The organism is Enterococcus sp. DIV1090 (genome assembly GCF_050537975.1).
GTDB classification, from domain to species: domain Bacteria; phylum Bacillota; class Bacilli; order Lactobacillales; family Enterococcaceae; genus Enterococcus; species Enterococcus faecalis.
In genome coordinates this window covers 1275549-1290445 of the sequence record NZ_CP172917.1, presented here as the reverse complement: position 1 = coordinate 1290445, position 14897 = coordinate 1275549, and the positions used below count along the sequence as shown (strand labels likewise).

The window sequence follows — 14897 nt, the reverse complement described above, 5'->3', positions numbered from 1 at the left end:
ATTGGAGGAGAACTATGAAGAAATTTGATGTAATTATTGTCGGTGCTGGGACGAGTGGTATGATGGCCACGATTGCGGCCGCAGAAGCTGGCGCTCAAGTATTATTGATTGAAAAAAATCGCCGTGTTGGGAAAAAATTATTAATGACTGGTGGCGGCCGCTGTAATGTAACCAATAATCGGCCCGCAGAAGAAATCATTTCATTTATTCCTGGGAATGGAAAATTTTTGTACAGCGCATTTTCACAATTTGATAACTATGATATCATGAACTTTTTTGAATCCAATGGTATTCACTTAAAAGAAGAAGATCACGGACGCATGTTCCCTGTTACAGATAAATCGAAGTCAATTGTTGATGCGCTATTTAACCGCATTAACGAATTAGGAGTCACTGTTTTTACAAAAACACAGGTCACAAAAATACTACGAAAAGACGATCAAATAATTGGCGTTGAAACCGAACTGGAAAAAATTTATGCACCGTGTGTTGTATTAACAACTGGCGGCCGCACTTATCCTTCCACAGGAGCAACTGGTGATGGCTATAAACTAGCCAAAAAAATGGGGCATACCATCAGCCCGCTCTACCCTACCGAATCGCCTGTTATTTCTGAAGAACGTTTTATCCTTGATAAAATGTTGCAAGGTCTCTCTTTACAAGATGTTAATTTAACTGTTTTGAACCAAAAAGGAAAACCTTTAGTTAATCATCAAATGGATATGCTGTTTACACATTTTGGCATTTCAGGACCTGCGGCGCTCCGCTGTTCTAGTTTTATTAACCAAGAATTAACTCGCAACGGCAATCAGCCTGTCACGGTAGCCTTGGATGTGTTTCCGACAAAATCTTTTGAAGAAGTGCTGAAAAATGTTGATTGCATGATTGAGGAACAGCCAAATAAAGTGGCAAAAAATGCCTTTCATTCTTTAATACCAGAACGTCTGCTCATTTTTTATCTAGAGAAACTAGCAATTGAAGAAGTGCCTGCCAAACAACTAACAGAAAAGCAACGTCTTTCCTTTGTGGAACTACTGAAAGACTTTCAGTTCACTGTTACGAAAACATTGCCTTTGGAAAAATCTTTTGTCACAGGCGGTGGGATTTCCCTCAAAGAAGTGACCCCTAAAACAATGGAGAGCAAATTAGTCAATGGTTTATTTTTTGCTGGTGAACTTTTAGATATTAATGGCTATACTGGAGGCTACAATGTTACAGCTGCATTTGTCACTGGACATGTTGCTGGCTCCCATGCCGCAGAAATTGCAGAATACACCTATTTACCAATTGAAGAAGTCTAAACAAAAAGTCGCTAAAATAGCGACTTTTTGTTTACTTTTTTTATTTATCAATAATTTTCCCGTTTTCTAAATAAATAGTGCGGGTGGCTACTTTTTCCACAAACGTTTCATCATGCGAAGTGAAAATTACTGTTCCTTGATAGGCACTTATAAATTCTTCAAGTGCTTGGATTGTCTCTAAATCAAGAAAATTGGTGGGTTCATCCAATAAGATGATATTATTTGGTTCTATAAATAATTGAGCCAAAGTAATTTTTATGGCTTCGCCACCACTTAGAGAAGATATCTTTGTCTGTAAATTTTCTTGTTGAAAACCTAGTCGATATAAAAGTGAACGCACAATCTTTTCAGAATAATTTGTCCGCTTCAATAAATAAGTCAACAGTGGTTCATCATTTTTTAATCGATAATCTAATTGATGATATGTTCCTAACCGGACTTTGGGAGAAAAGTAAATGGCCGGGTGACGAGCTTCAATTTGTTGAAGGAAGGTACTCTTCCCAGCACCATTTTTTCCACAAAGTGCTATTTTTTCGTTTAAAGGAATTTGAACGTTCACTTGGTTAAGAATTGTTCGATTCTCATAAGCGAAAGTTAAATTTTCAATTCTAATTGGATATGGATTGTATAAAGAGAACTGATTATTAGTAGGAAAAATAATTTTTCGCTCTTGTTTTGCTTGCGCAACATCGGGTAATCTGTCAATTCTGGCATTAATCGCTTTCGCTTGTTTTTGGAGTGCTTTTTGTACGGTATCTTTTTGTTTAGAACCAGCTAAACGACTAGGTTTAATTTGCTTTTGTTTTTGTTTTTTTGAAACATGACTAGATTTTTGCGCTTGTGCTTGTTTCTTTGTGTAAGATTCCTGTAATTTTTTCTTTTCCTTTTGATACTGATGATAGACATTATATCGTGTTTGCTGTTCCAATTCTTTTTGACGACAATAGGCATCGTAGTTTCCTAAATATTCTTTGACATGTCCATCCGAAACTTCCCAAATTTTCTCTGCTAATTGATTCAAGAAAAAGCGATCATGACTAACAAATAAAACAGTCCCATAATAATACGTTAAATCTGCCACTAACAACTGACGATGTTCTTTATCTAAATGTGTAGTTGGTTCATCTAAAATAACCCCGGTTGGATACTCTGAAAATAATGTTGCTAAGCGTTTTTGGACTTTTTCGCCACCACTTAGTTTTTGATTTTTCTGATTTAGCAAACAGTTTTTATCAGTTTTCTCTGATTCATTCGTTATTTCTTCAGCTACTTGTGCCAAGTAATGAAAGTCGTTCAATCTTTGAACTTTTCCTTTGTCTGATTGAATCTTACCCATAATTAAATTGAGCAGTGTTGATTTTCCTGCGCCGTTTTTACCAATAATCCCAATTTTTTCATTTTCATATACAAATAATTCATCAATTTCTAGAATTGGTTTTCCCGAAAAGTGAATACTTACGTCTTTCAGATGAATACTTAATTTTTTCATTTTGCCCTCTTCTTTCATTTCTGAAACGAAAGAATCTTGGGTACGCAAAAAAGGACAGCCTAATCGCTATCCTTGTAGTTTCGTATAAAAGTACACACGCCACCCATGAATTTTAATTTCAGACTTTTTGATAAGATTTATTCAATTTATTTTGTCAAAAAGTCAATCCAAATTCTGATAGATGCCAACATACAATTATACCTCCTCGTTTAATTACTCCCACATTAACACCTCTGCTTTCTTTTGTCAATTCTGACCCTAAAATGAGAGAATCGGACTTTAGTAGGATACAATTTTACCGAAACTATGGCAAAATAAAGACGGAGGTGAAAACCATGAAGATTACATTGACACGAAAAACATCAGCTTGGGGCGCGTTACGCTATTTTACATTTTATAAAAATGGTGTGCATCAAGGGAAACTTTTTACTAATGTACCTATTGAAATTGAGGCTGATCCTGGGGATGTTTTAACGTTCTATGAAGGCTGGTTCCAGTTTTATCGGCGCATTGAAGTTACTGAAGATACCAAAGAAATCACGATTATCAATTCTAAAAAATTGCAACACGTTTTTTATACCTGTGTCGTCTTATTTTTAATTTTAACGCTATTATTCCTTTCCGCACAGAAACTTTCGACATTTATTATTGCTGAAATTTTAATTTACTCTGGTATTCAGTGGCTGTTCCGCCAACAAACCTATCATTTTACTGTCAAGAAAAAAACGGAATCCTTTGCTTCCTATTCTAAAAAAAGTATCGCACACTAAACGAATCTTTAGCGTGCGATACTTTTTAATTACTTTTCATTAATTCGGCCACATATGTGACTGTTTCTGGTTGTGTTTCTTCAATTTTATTAATCGCATCTGCAAAATTCGGTAAATGCGCTTTGTGGGCAATTAATAATTCGTCCAACAAGGTCTTCGCCATGACGCCGCCAGGAACTAATGGATTAATAGTGAAAGCATGCAATGCTGCGCCGTAATCACCATTTATGGCTGCTCGAATAACCGTTTCTTCCATAGCTTTCATATTTTGAATAATTCCTCGTGCTGCTGGCGGAAAGGCTCCCCAGTTGTAAGGTTCATGGCCATGTGCTGTCACAGGACCAGACACTTCTACAACACAATCATACGGTAAATCAGTAATTGTCCCATTGTTTTCAGTAGAAACAACCATATCCGTTCGTTTATCATTATAAATTGATGCAATCATTTCACAAGCTGCATCGCTATAGTGTGTGCCGCCCCGTTCTTCTAATTCTTTTGGTTTGTAATCTAGTTTGGGATCTTTGTATAGTTCAAACAGACGACTTTCCGTTTCTTTAACCACTTGTGCTCTTGTTTCGCCCCGTTCATACTCTTCGATGGAATGCTTCAACATCTCATCTTCAATATAATAATAGCGATGATAACCACATGGTAACATTCCTAAATCTTTCAACTGTTCATAATGGAACGGCGCATCAAAAATATTTTTCAAATGACTTTCTTGCTCTTGCTTAGGCCCGTAAATTAAATCAATGAGTTCTTGTGTTCGCTCTTGTCCTTCTTTGTCCCAAACGCGGTGCCAATGGAAATGATTAATTCCAGCAAATTTAAAGAATAAGTCTTCTTCTGGAATTCCCAGCATTTCGGCCGCTTGTTTTCTATGACCAATCGGCACATTACATAAGCCAACTGTTTTTTTCCAACCGCCATGTTTAATTGCGGCTTCCGTAACCATTCCAGCTGGATTGGTAAAATTCACTAACCAAGCATCTGGGCAAAGACGTTTCATATCGTCAATAATAGCTAAAATGACAGGAATTGTTCGAAATGCTTTAAACATTCCTCCAGCGCCATTTGTTTCTTGGCCTAATACCCCATGGGACAAAGGAATCCGTTCATCTTTAATGCGAGCATCTAATAATCCTACACGAAACTGTGTTGAAACAAAATCCGCCCCTTTTAAGGCTGCTTCACGGTCCAATGTTAAATGAACTTCCCAATCTAAACCAGCAGCTTTAATCATGCGCTTCGCCATTGCACCAACGATTTCCAATTTTTCTTTACCAGCTTCAATATCGACTAACCAAATTTCCTTAATTGGCAGTTCATCTTTTCTTTTAATGTATCCTTCAATTAATTCAGGTGTATAACTAGAACCGCCACCAATTGTTGCAATTTTTAATGCTCCTCTTGTCATCCGTCTTCTTCCTCCTTGATTAAATTGTTATCGTTTACATATTTAGGATAAATTATGGGAATGTTCCCATGTCAAGCACTATTTTCAAAAAAATGTATGCTATACTTCTTATAAGAATACATTCCACTTTGGAGGTAAAAAATGACGTCTATCATTGATGTAGCAAAAGTTGCCGGTGTCTCGAAATCGACTGTTTCTCGCTTAATTTCTGGAAAAGGATATGTAAGTGCCGATAGTCAAGAAAAAATTCTCAAAGCAATGAAAGAATTAAATTATACCCCGAATTATGTGGCGCGGAATTTACGAGCAGGTGCCACAAAAACCATTGGCTTTTTAGCCCCTAGCTATTTAGGTTCCTTAGGTATTTTCTTGAATCGCTTTATTTCAATTGCCAAAAAATACAATTATTCCGTAACCTTATTTTTTACAGATGGCGATCAGCAGAAAGAAATTGATGCCTTGAACCAATTAAAATACAAACAATTAGATGGCTTGTTTTTATTGACACGAACAAATGAATGGTCGGTGATTGAGCCTTACAGCGCGTATGGCCCTTTAGCAACCTGGCATCGTATCGATTCACCCAATATATATTCTTCCTACATTGATCATTACTCTGGTTATTATCGTTCCTTAGAATATTTACAACAACAAGGATACCAAAAAATTGGTCATGTCCTCGGTAATCCCGAAAATTTAAACACGCACGCACGAAAACGTGCAATGAAAGATTTTTATGAAAACACTCAGGCACCTTGGCAAGCTGAGTGGCTGATTAATGATCAGTATACTAACCATTCTGGTCGCAAAATTGCCCATTACTGGCAACAATTAACCGAAAAGCCAGAAGCTTTGGCCTTTTATAATGATCACGTAGCAGCTGAGTTTATTTCAGAACTTGAAAATCTAAATTATGCCGTTCCTCGCGATGTCGCTGTCATTGGCTTTGATAATAGTTATGTCAGTGAATTGATGCATATTACGACTGTTGATTATGCCATTCAGTATCAAGCCGAAAACTCATTTATTTACCTATACAACCAATTAAATCAGACGAACATTCCTGAAAAAAAATTAACCGTTCGTCTAGTTGAACGACGAACGGTGCCTAAAAAAGACCCGGCAGATCAGTCACTTTGACTGATTTACCGGGTCCTTTTAGAGTTAAACAAAAATTATTTATGCTTTTGTTCATTTTTTAAAATAGAAATTGACTGTTTTAAGGATTGAATCATGCCGCCTTCGCTGTATACAAGAACGTTTGATTTGTATAAACGAGCAGAGAAGATTGTTAAAATAATTCCAAAAACTGCCAAAATCACTAATGAGACAATTGCTTCCATTGTTGATGCCGTTTCGGTCGCCAAGCGTACTGGCATAATGTATGACGAAATCAGCGGAATAAAGGAAGTCACTTTCACCACGATATTTTGCGGATCATTCGTCCCAAACGTAATGCCAATCATATAACCGATTAAACCAATATACATGATGGGCTGAACTGCTTTTGCTGTATCCTCTGGTTTGGAAACAAGAGAACCACAAAGTGCTGCCAAAACAGCAAAAACGAGAATACCAATAATGAAAAAGCCTAATGTAAAAATAAAGGTTGATGAAAAAATACTTTGTGGTGAAATACCACTTAATAGACTTTTCATAAAATCAAGATTTTTCAATTGAGAATAGCCGAGAACAAACGCCACTCCGTAAATGAAAATTTGTGTTAAAGCTACTAGAATAACCCCAGTTAATTTGCCATAAAAATGGGTTTGCGCTTTTGTACTAGAGAGAATAACTTCCATGATTCTAGTGCCTTTTTCAGAAGCAATCTCTTGGGCAATAATTGAAGAATAACTGCTGATGAAGACAAATAACAAAATTGTTATCCCCATTGCTAACGCCATTTGAATCCCTGTGTTATCTTCTCCTGTTTTTATTTTGCCATTTTCATCAAAACTAATTTTGGCTTTTTTAAATGTTGCTTGTTGATTCAACATGGCAACTTGCTCAGCTGTTAGGTTTAAACGATTGGCATTCGCCATTGTTTGTAATTGGTTTAACATTTGAGGAATTAGCATCTCGGTTGCATTTCCTAAAGAGCGTTCAGAGTAAAGCTGACCAGAAATCTGATTATCTGTAGTGTCCAAAAGTAAATAGGCATCAATTTTCTCGTCTTTTAATTGTTCTTGGGCCTTTTTCTCAGAAGAAACAGCTTTGAAAGAAAAGTCCTCTGTTTTATTCTTTGTCAACTCTTTAACCAGCGCTTGGTTTTCCGAAACCAGACCAATGGTAGTATCTCCTGAAAAACCGCTAGCTAGAGAGCCCGCTAAGTAAACAATTCCTACAAGAAGAAATGGCGCTAAAATCATGATTAAGAAAGACAGCGACTTCACATTTTTCTTATAGACATCAGTCGCAATAATCCAAAATTTACTCATCTTGCCCACCTACTTTCATTTTGAAAATTTCTTCCAATGTTGGTGGTTGTTGATTAAACATTGGAATGTAGCCGTTGGCTGTCGCTTTATCAAACAACACTTTGCCCACTTCAGCGTTTTCTAATGTCGCTTCTAAGACGCCATCTTGTCGCAAGTGTGCTTCTTTCACACCTGCTGTAGCAGCAACTTCCTCAACAGATAACGGTGATTCTAAAAATAATTTTGTTCGACCAAATTGTTGTCGAATTTCATGAACCTGACCATCTAAAACCATGCGTCCATTTTTTAACATGACTAAATGGTCACAGATTTTCTCCACATTGTCCATATTATGACTGGAAAAAATGACACAAGAACCTTGATTTTTCAATTCAATAATGCCGTCTTTTAATAATTCTGCATTAACTGGATCCAAGCCACTAAAAGGCTCGTCTAAAATAATTAACTTCGGTTCATGAATAAGTGTCGCAATCAATTGAACTTTTTGTTGATTTCCTTTTGATAAAGATTTAACTTTATCCGTTTTTTTGCCTTTAACTTGAAATTTTTCCATCCAAAAGTCAATTTTAGGTTCAATTTCTTTTTTAGTTTTTCCCCGCAACGAAGCGAAATAAATTAGTTGGTCTTCAATCGTAATTTTAGGATATAAACCCCGTTCTTCTGGTAAATAACCAATAATATTGTATTCTTTTTCGTTTAATGGTTGGCCATTCCATAAAACCGACCCGCTATCTTGTGTTAAAAAATTTAAAATCAAGCGAAACGTAGTTGTTTTTCCGGCACCATTTTGGCCAATTAATCCTAAAATTTTCCCGTCCGGTATCGTAAAGGATACATGATCAACTGCTTTAAAATCCCCAAAGGTTTTGACTAACTCTTTTACCTCTAACACATAAACGCCCCCTTCACTTTTTCTAAACCGCTGTTTAGTTACTCATATCGTATCTTTCCTGTGTTGGCTTGTCAATGACAATCGTTATGGAAAGATGTTGCACTTTAATCAGACGCTTTATTTTCTGCTAAACGAAAAAGGCCATCCGTCTCGGTAGAAATATGCACTTCATTTGCGGTCAAGCCTGTGCTTTCATAAAATGTATTTTTAAATTCCTTTGCCGATTTTGATGATTGGCAGGCCCAAATTCGACCTGTACGATTCAGCCATCTACCCAATTCATTCATTAAACGCTCATCAATCAGTAATTGATTTGGTACTTTTTTAAATTTTATTTGATAAACGGGTGTTAGTATTTTCATGATCAGACGTCCTCTCTTTTAAGTTAGTATTAGTATATCACGAAAGAAATCGTTATCATATTTTCTTGATAGTTCAACTTTTCATGAAAAAATTGAATAAAAAAACCAGACAAATTAGGAAAAGCACCTAATTGGTCTGGTTCATTTTCATTTATTTTTCTATCTCAGAGGTTGTTTCTTGGTGCAAATGACGATACACATTCTTTGCGACAGTTTCAGGTAACCCAGCTTTTCTTAATTCTTCAACACTGGCTGCCGTAATATTTTTAAGCGATTTAAATTCTTTTAAAAGATTTTTTTTGCGTTTCGGTCCCAAGCCTTCAATGTTATCTAATTTGGAAGCAAAACTATTTTTACTACGTAATTGACGATGGAATGTGATGGCGAAACGATGGACTTCATCTTGGATTCGTTGCAACAAGAAAAATTCTTGTGAGTTTCTTTCCAATGGTACAACTTCTAAGTTTGGACCAAATAAAAGTTCACTCGTTTTGTGCTTGTCGTTCTTGGCTAATCCAGCTACAGGAATATCGACTCCTAGTTGATTGGCTAACACATCTTTAGCAACATCGACTTGGCCTTTACCACCATCGATTAAAATTAAATCAGGAAAAGGCAAGCCTTCTTTTAAAACTCGTGAATATCTGCGATAAATGACTTCTCTCATAGAAGCGTAATCATCAGGACCTTGGACGGTTTTTATTTTATATTTTCGATACTCATTTTTAGCTGGCCGTCCGTCAATAAACACAACCATCGCAGAAACAGGGTTTGTTCCCATAATATTTGAATTATCAAATGCTTCAATTCGAATGGGCGCAGGTATGTTCATCGCATTGCCTAATTTTTCAACTGCGCCAATTGTTCGTTCTTGTTTCCGTACAATCAAATCGAATTTTTCATTTAAAGCAACTGCAGCATTTTTACTGGCTAATTTAACCAGTTTTTTCTTTTCTCCCCGTTGCGGCTGCAAGATTTTCGTAGCTAATAAAGCTTCGACGCTTTCTTTATCAATGTCATCAGGAATCAAGACTTCTTTTGGCACAAAATGCTCATTCTCTTGATAAAATTGTCCAATAAAAGTTAAAAATGCTTCACTGGCATCATCATAAAATGGAAAAATCGATACATCACGTTCGATTAATTTTCCTTGTCTGACAAAGAATACCTGAACACACATCCAGCCTTTATCAACAGCATAACCAAACACATCACGATCAATTAAATCTACATTCGTCATTTTTTGGCGGGTCATAACTGTTTCAATCGCTTTAATTTGATCGCGAAATTCTGCAGCTTTTTCAAATTCCATATGTGCAGCTGCATAAGCCATTTTTTCTTGTAAGCGGTCCTGAATTTCTGTATGTCCACCAGAGAGAAACCCTTTAATCTCTTCCACCATATCTTTGTAGACTTGCGGATCCACATCAAAAGCATAGGGACACAGACATTGTCCTAAATGATAATACAAACAAGGTGTTTTTTGCGACGGATTACATTTTCGCAAAGGAAAAAGCCGATCTAACAGTTTCTTTGTTTCATTCGCTGCATTTACATCTGGATATGGCCCGAAATATAACGCTTTATCTTTTAAAACCTTTCGAGTAATCATTAAACGAGGATATTTTTCGTTTGTGATTTTGATAAAAGGATAGGTTTTATCGTCTTTTAACATGATGTTATATTTGGGATTATTTTTATGGATTAAATTAATTTCTAATAAAAGTGCTTCAATATTCGATTCTGTCACAATATATTCAAAATCATCGATTTCACTGACTAATCGTTCTGTCTTAGTATCATGGCTACCACGAAAATAAGATCGGACACGGTTTTTCAAAATTTTGGCTTTCCCAACATAGATAATCGTGCCGTTTTTATCTTTCATTAAATAACAACCAGGTTGATCAGGAAGCAGTGCTAATTTATTTTTTATTCGTTCGTTCATACGATACTTCCTTTCTAACAAAATGCTTCGTCTATTATACACCTCTTTTTGTAATTAAACAAAAAAAGCCGCTACTTTATGTACGAAAGAAACAGCCTGAAAAGACAATCGCTAATGATTTCTCTTCAGACTGAATCAGACTATTCGTAATGACTAATCAACGTTTATAAGTGTTTGGCAATCATTGCTTGCAATTGGTCTTTTGTATGAACACCGACTGCTTTTTCAACAACTTCGCCATCTTTTTTCAATAGCAATGTTGGGATGCTCATGATTCCAAAACTTGCTGGTGTTGCAGGATTTTCATCCACATCCATTTTGACGATTTTCACTTCGTCTTCATCATATTCTTCAGATAATTGTTCTAAGATGGGTGCTTGCATACGACAAGGGCCACACCAAGTTGCCCAAAAGTCGATTAAGACTAATCCTTCATCTGTTTCTGTTGCAAAATCTTTATCGGTAATTGCTTGTGTCATTTCACAAACCTCCTACTCTTTACTCTTATTACATGCTTAGTATAACACGTCATCTCTAAGATAGCGAGTGTTCTGCTTACTTATTGTAAGTCCTTATTTATTGGAATTTTACGACAGTCGCACCATTACCACCTTGGTTTTGTGGCGCAAATTCATAGCTTTTCACACTGCGGTGATTTTTTAAAAATTCCGTTATTCCGGTTCTTAATGCACCTGTTCCTTTGCCGTGAACAATGGTTACTTGTGGATAGCCCGCTAGAATCGCAGCATCAATGTATTGGTCAACTTCTGCCAATGCTTCTTCGTAGCGTTTGCCACGTAAGTCTAGTTGTGTGCCAACATGACTGCTTTCTGCAGAACGAACCGTTGTAACTCTTGGTTTTGCTTCTTTTTGTGGAGCGACAGGCGTCATATCCTCTTCAGATACGTTCATTTTTAAAATGCCTAATTGGACTTGCCATTGTCCTTTGCCGTTGTCTTTTAATAAGGTCCCTCGTTGGCCGTAAGTATTGACAATTACTTCATCGCCAGCTTTTAATTTTTTCTGCTCTTTCGCCTTCTTCAGCACTTTGTTTTTAGCAAGCTTGGTTTCTTCATGGTGTAATTGAGAAAGTTGTGTTTTCGCATCAATTAACTGATGTTCTTTGACACCACCTTGTTGGCCACTTTCCAATTGCATTTTGCGAATATCAGAAATAATGGTTTCTGCGTTTTCTTCCGCTTCTGCAATAATTTTATTTGCTTCTTTCCGCGCTTTTTGTAATTCTTTTTCTCGTTCTTCAAAAAATACTTGATAGGCTTCTTTCAGTTCTTTATGCAAAGCGGCCGATTCATCGACATAGTGGCGAGCTTCTAAATATTCAGTTTCGGCCATTTTGCGACGATTTTCCAGGTCTTCAATCATTTCGTTTAAATCTTGACTTTCACCGTCCATTATTTGTTTTGCAGCTTCAATAATACTGTTGTCTAATCCAAGACGTTTCGAAATTTCAAAAGCATTACTTCGGCCAGGCACGCCAATTAATAAACGATAGGTTGGACTCAAAGTATCTACATCAAATTCCATACTGGCATTGATTGTTCCAGCTCGATTATAGCCATACACTTTTAATTCAGGATAATGGGTTGTTGCCATCACATAGGCTCCTTTAGCGCCCAATGAATCTAAAATGGCAATCGCTAAAGCGGCCCCTTCTTGCGGATCTGTCCCAGCACCTAATTCATCAAATAGTACTAAACTTTGATGATCGACTTTCTTTAAGACAGACACGATATTCGTCATATGTGAAGAGAAAGTACTTAAACTTTGTTCAATCGATTGTTCATCCCCGATATCCGCAAATACTTCTGTAAAAATACCCATTTTACTCTCTTCTTCCACTGGAATAGGTAATCCAGCTTGGCCCATTAATTGTAAAAGACCTAACGTTTTCAGAGTAATGGTTTTCCCGCCGGTATTAGGCCCCGTAATCACAATTGCTTGATATTCTTCACCAATCACAATGTCATTGGCTACAGCTTTTTCTGGATCCAATAGTGGGTGCCGGGCTTGTTTAAAAACTACATGATTTGCTTGACTAATTTCTGGAACAACTGCTTTTAGTTCTTTTCCTAGTCGCGCCTTAGCATTAATAAAATCAAGTTTACCGATGACATAAGCGTTATGCGTAATTTCTCGGCGATAAGGAACCAACTCAGCCGACAGTTCTGCCAAGATGCGAGTAATCTCATTTCTTTCGGCAATTTGTTGTTGTCGCAAATGATTATTCATTTCTAAAATTTGTTTAGGTTCAATAAATAAGGTTTGTCCTGAAGCACTTTGGTCATGAACCACGCCACCAAAAATATTTTTATATTCTTGTTTGACTGGAATCACGTAGCGTTCATTTCGCATAGTAACAAGGGCATCACTAAGGTAACGTGCGTTTTTCCCACGAATAATACTATCTAGTTCTTCTCGAATGGTCTGCTCACTACGTCGAATATTTTGCCGAATTGCCTTTAAGGCTGGCGAAGCTTCATCTGTGACGTAGCCATCATCATCAATGGCTTGTTTGAGTTGGCGATTTAATTCAGGCAAAACTTCTAGTTGCTCTCGCCACATATATAAACGTTCAAAATCCACTTCATTTTCACTTAACTCATCAAAAAAACGAGTCAGTTCTGAAGTAGTCGACAAGACACGGCCTACTTGTGCTAATTCTATGCCATTTAAATCCGCACCAATTTCAATCCGTTTCATGTGTGGTTGGATATTTTCTAATTTAGGAATGGGGATTCCACCACGTAATCGTTGAACTTTTAAACCATCCTGTGTTTCATTTAGCCATGATTGAATTTTATTTTCATCAGCAATCGGTAATAATTCCGAAACTTCGTTTGTCCCCTGAGCTGTCACAATAAATTGCAACAACTGTTGTTTTACTTTATCAAACCCTAATGTTGATAGAATACGCTGATTCATTTTTCCACCTACTTTTCTAACTTTTTCATTTGTTGAAAAGACTGAGACATAACATAAGAAGTTTCGCTTTGCTCACTTACTTCTTATCTCTATCTCAGTCCCATTCAGCTTTATTTCGTAATTGGTTCAACCCATAATTCATATGCTTGTTTTGTTAGAATTGGGGTATTTTTTACAATGCCTCGTGCCAAGCCACTTGACCGAAACTGATTTTGGACAACATCTGACGGAATCATTGACGCCGTAGCTAACACTAGAAAAAGACCCACGTATAACACAAGAACACTTAATACGCCACCTAATAGTCCATTTACCTGTTTCAAAACTGGAATAAATGTTAATCCATGTAAAAAGATCGCTAAAAAACGAACGACCAACCAGCCTGCAAACAGCAATAATAAAAACGCAACCGCTGAATAAAAGGCTTTGTCCAAGTCTAAAGAAATCTCTTGATTAAAAAAGACAAGCTTTGACGTTGGCGTAACCGATGGATATGGAATATACAATTCTAAATGAGAGGCGACCTCTTTGTAATAAGTTCGAGCAACAAAATATGAAATTAAGTAACCTACCGAATAGAGCACTTGTAAAATCAAGCCTCGTTTAGCTCCTGTATAAAATCCAAAGGCTAAAAGTAATAAAATAAGTATTGTTAACATCTTGTCATCCTTTCAGGAACTACTCCGAAACACCTTTATTTTGAATCCGCTGTTTTCGATTTTCATTCAAAATTTGTTGGGCTTCCACATGATTATGAATTTCTACATCTTCTTGTCCATTCTTTTTCAAAACATCCCGTGCTTCTTCTTCGATAATTTCCATTCGGCGCACACGATTCTCTAATTCAGCCAAACGAATGGTTTTCTGTTTTAAATCTGCTACTTGTTTTTCCAATTTTAAAGCATATTCTTGTTTTTTTAGTTGATCTGAAATTGCATTAATTGCTAATAAAACAGAAGCTTGTTCCGTATCAGTTTGCGGAGAAAGATGTTTAATTTCCGCCAGTTGTTCGTTGACAATTTTTGTGACTAAATCCATATGTTGTTTTGACTCTTGGCCAATAATTGTATACGTATGGTCTGCAATGATTGCTTTATATCGTGTTTTTTCATTTGATGCCATGTTGAGGTTCCCTCCTGTAAATCAATCCATTCTTGCTTATTGTACCATGAAAAAAAAGCGAAGCGCAATTTTCGTACAAATTCTCTCTTATTATATGCCACAAAGCGAAAAATTTAAAGATTTCTTTACAAGAACTCTGGCAATTTAAGAACGAATAGAAATTGTGTAGGAGAAAAAGCGTGGAACAAAAAGTCAAAGTGATTTTTGTCCCA

At 36.5% G+C, this 14897-nt stretch carries 13 protein-coding genes; 3 read left to right on the top strand and 10 right to left on the bottom strand.

Going from position 1 to position 14897, the window contains the following annotated elements; translation table 11 throughout:
• Positions 1-14: 14 nt before the first annotated feature.
• Entirely contained in the window at positions 15-1301 is a 1287-nt protein-coding gene (locus tag IGL48_RS06215) for an NAD(P)/FAD-dependent oxidoreductase (protein WP_010824633.1), read from the top strand.
• A gap of 40 nt (positions 1302-1341) precedes the next feature.
• On the opposite strand, the gene abc-f is transcribed toward IGL48_RS06215, so the two are convergent.
• Complete coding sequence (abc-f, locus tag IGL48_RS06210; protein WP_025190724.1) at positions 1342-2808, bottom strand: ribosomal protection-like ABC-F family protein; 1467 nt, start codon at positions 2806-2808, stop codon at positions 1342-1344.
• A gap of 245 nt (positions 2809-3053) precedes the next feature.
• Here abc-f and IGL48_RS06205 point away from each other — a divergent pair, with 245 nt between their 5' ends.
• Entirely contained in the window at positions 3054-3560 is a 507-nt protein-coding gene (locus IGL48_RS06205) for a hypothetical protein (RefSeq protein WP_002357693.1), read from the top strand.
• Positions 3561-3585: 25 nt separating this feature from the next.
• On the opposite strand, the gene IGL48_RS06200 is transcribed toward IGL48_RS06205, so the two are convergent.
• Positions 3586-4980, bottom strand: coding sequence for a 6-phospho-beta-glucosidase (locus IGL48_RS06200; protein ID WP_010712419.1), 1395 nt, complete (start codon positions 4978-4980; stop codon positions 3586-3588).
• A gap of 141 nt (positions 4981-5121) precedes the next feature.
• Between IGL48_RS06200 and IGL48_RS06195 the strand changes: the two genes are divergently transcribed.
• Entirely contained in the window at positions 5122-6120 is a 999-nt protein-coding gene (locus IGL48_RS06195) for a LacI family DNA-binding transcriptional regulator (protein ID WP_002360405.1), read from the top strand.
• A gap of 35 nt (positions 6121-6155) precedes the next feature.
• On the opposite strand, the gene IGL48_RS06190 is transcribed toward IGL48_RS06195, so the two are convergent.
• From IGL48_RS06190 to zapA, 8 genes are all read right to left on the bottom strand, one after another.
• Positions 6156-7418, bottom strand: a complete 1263-nt coding sequence (locus IGL48_RS06190; RefSeq protein WP_002357698.1) for an ABC transporter permease — start codon at positions 7416-7418, stop codon at positions 6156-6158.
• Positions 7411-8310, bottom strand: a complete 900-nt coding sequence (locus IGL48_RS06185) for an ABC transporter ATP-binding protein (protein ID WP_002357699.1) — start codon at positions 8308-8310, stop codon at positions 7411-7413. The genes IGL48_RS06190 and IGL48_RS06185 overlap by 8 nt, the downstream gene beginning before the upstream one ends.
• Before the next feature lie 104 nt (positions 8311-8414).
• Positions 8415-8672 carry a DUF3884 family protein gene (locus IGL48_RS06180; RefSeq protein ID WP_002366634.1) on the bottom strand — a complete coding sequence of 86 codons (258 nt, stop codon included), beginning with the start codon at positions 8670-8672 and terminating at the stop codon, positions 8415-8417.
• Between the two features lie 151 nt (positions 8673-8823).
• The gene (gene uvrC, locus IGL48_RS06175) at positions 8824-10620 is read right to left on the bottom strand and encodes an excinuclease ABC subunit UvrC (RefSeq protein ID WP_002366633.1); all 1797 of its coding nucleotides are present in this window, start codon (positions 10618-10620) and stop codon (positions 8824-8826) included.
• Positions 10621-10784: 164 nt separating this feature from the next.
• Positions 10785-11099 (bottom strand): thioredoxin, encoded by a 315-nt coding sequence (gene trxA, locus IGL48_RS06170; RefSeq protein ID WP_002357703.1) that lies wholly within the window; start codon positions 11097-11099, stop codon positions 10785-10787.
• Between the two features lie 97 nt (positions 11100-11196).
• Entirely contained in the window at positions 11197-13563 is a 2367-nt protein-coding gene (locus IGL48_RS06165; protein WP_010824631.1) for an endonuclease MutS2, read from the bottom strand.
• A 110-nt stretch (positions 13564-13673) separates the two neighbouring features.
• Complete coding sequence (locus IGL48_RS06160) at positions 13674-14222, bottom strand: CvpA family protein (protein WP_002369463.1); 549 nt, start codon at positions 14220-14222, stop codon at positions 13674-13676.
• Positions 14223-14241: 19 nt separating this feature from the next.
• Positions 14242-14685 carry a cell division protein ZapA gene (zapA, locus tag IGL48_RS06155; protein WP_010824630.1) on the bottom strand — a complete coding sequence of 148 codons (444 nt, stop codon included), beginning with the start codon at positions 14683-14685 and terminating at the stop codon, positions 14242-14244.
• Positions 14686-14897: the final 212 nt, after the last annotated feature.

What these genes read in the sequence shown, in the direction of transcription:
- IGL48_RS06215 (WP_010824633.1), top strand. Translation starts at nt 15, where the DNA reads ATGAAGAAATTTGATGTAATTATTGTCGGTGCTGGGACGAGTGGTATG.
- abc-f (WP_025190724.1), bottom strand. Translation starts at nt 2,808, where the DNA reads ATGAAAGAAGAGGGCAAAATGAAAAAATTAAGTATTCATCTGAAAGAC.
- IGL48_RS06205 (WP_002357693.1), top strand. Translation starts at nt 3,054, where the DNA reads ATGAGAGAATCGGACTTTAGTAGGATACAATTTTACCGAAACTATGGC.
- IGL48_RS06200 (WP_010712419.1), bottom strand. Translation starts at nt 4,980, where the DNA reads ATGACAAGAGGAGCATTAAAAATTGCAACAATTGGTGGCGGTTCTAGT.
- IGL48_RS06195 (WP_002360405.1), top strand. Translation starts at nt 5,122, where the DNA reads ATGACGTCTATCATTGATGTAGCAAAAGTTGCCGGTGTCTCGAAATCG.
- IGL48_RS06190 (WP_002357698.1), bottom strand. Translation starts at nt 7,418, where the DNA reads ATGAGTAAATTTTGGATTATTGCGACTGATGTCTATAAGAAAAATGTG.
- IGL48_RS06180 (WP_002366634.1), bottom strand. Translation starts at nt 8,672, where the DNA reads ATGAAAATACTAACACCCGTTTATCAAATAAAATTTAAAAAAGTACCA.
- uvrC (WP_002366633.1), bottom strand. Translation starts at nt 10,620, where the DNA reads ATGAACGAACGAATAAAAAATAAATTAGCACTGCTTCCTGATCAACCT.
- trxA (WP_002357703.1), bottom strand. Translation starts at nt 11,099, where the DNA reads ATGACACAAGCAATTACCGATAAAGATTTTGCAACAGAAACAGATGAA.
- IGL48_RS06165 (WP_010824631.1), bottom strand. Translation starts at nt 13,563, where the DNA reads ATGAATCAGCGTATTCTATCAACATTAGGGTTTGATAAAGTAAAACAA.
- IGL48_RS06160 (WP_002369463.1), bottom strand. Translation starts at nt 14,222, where the DNA reads ATGTTAACAATACTTATTTTATTACTTTTAGCCTTTGGATTTTATACA.
- zapA (WP_010824630.1), bottom strand. Translation starts at nt 14,685, where the DNA reads ATGGCATCAAATGAAAAAACACGATATAAAGCAATCATTGCAGACCAT.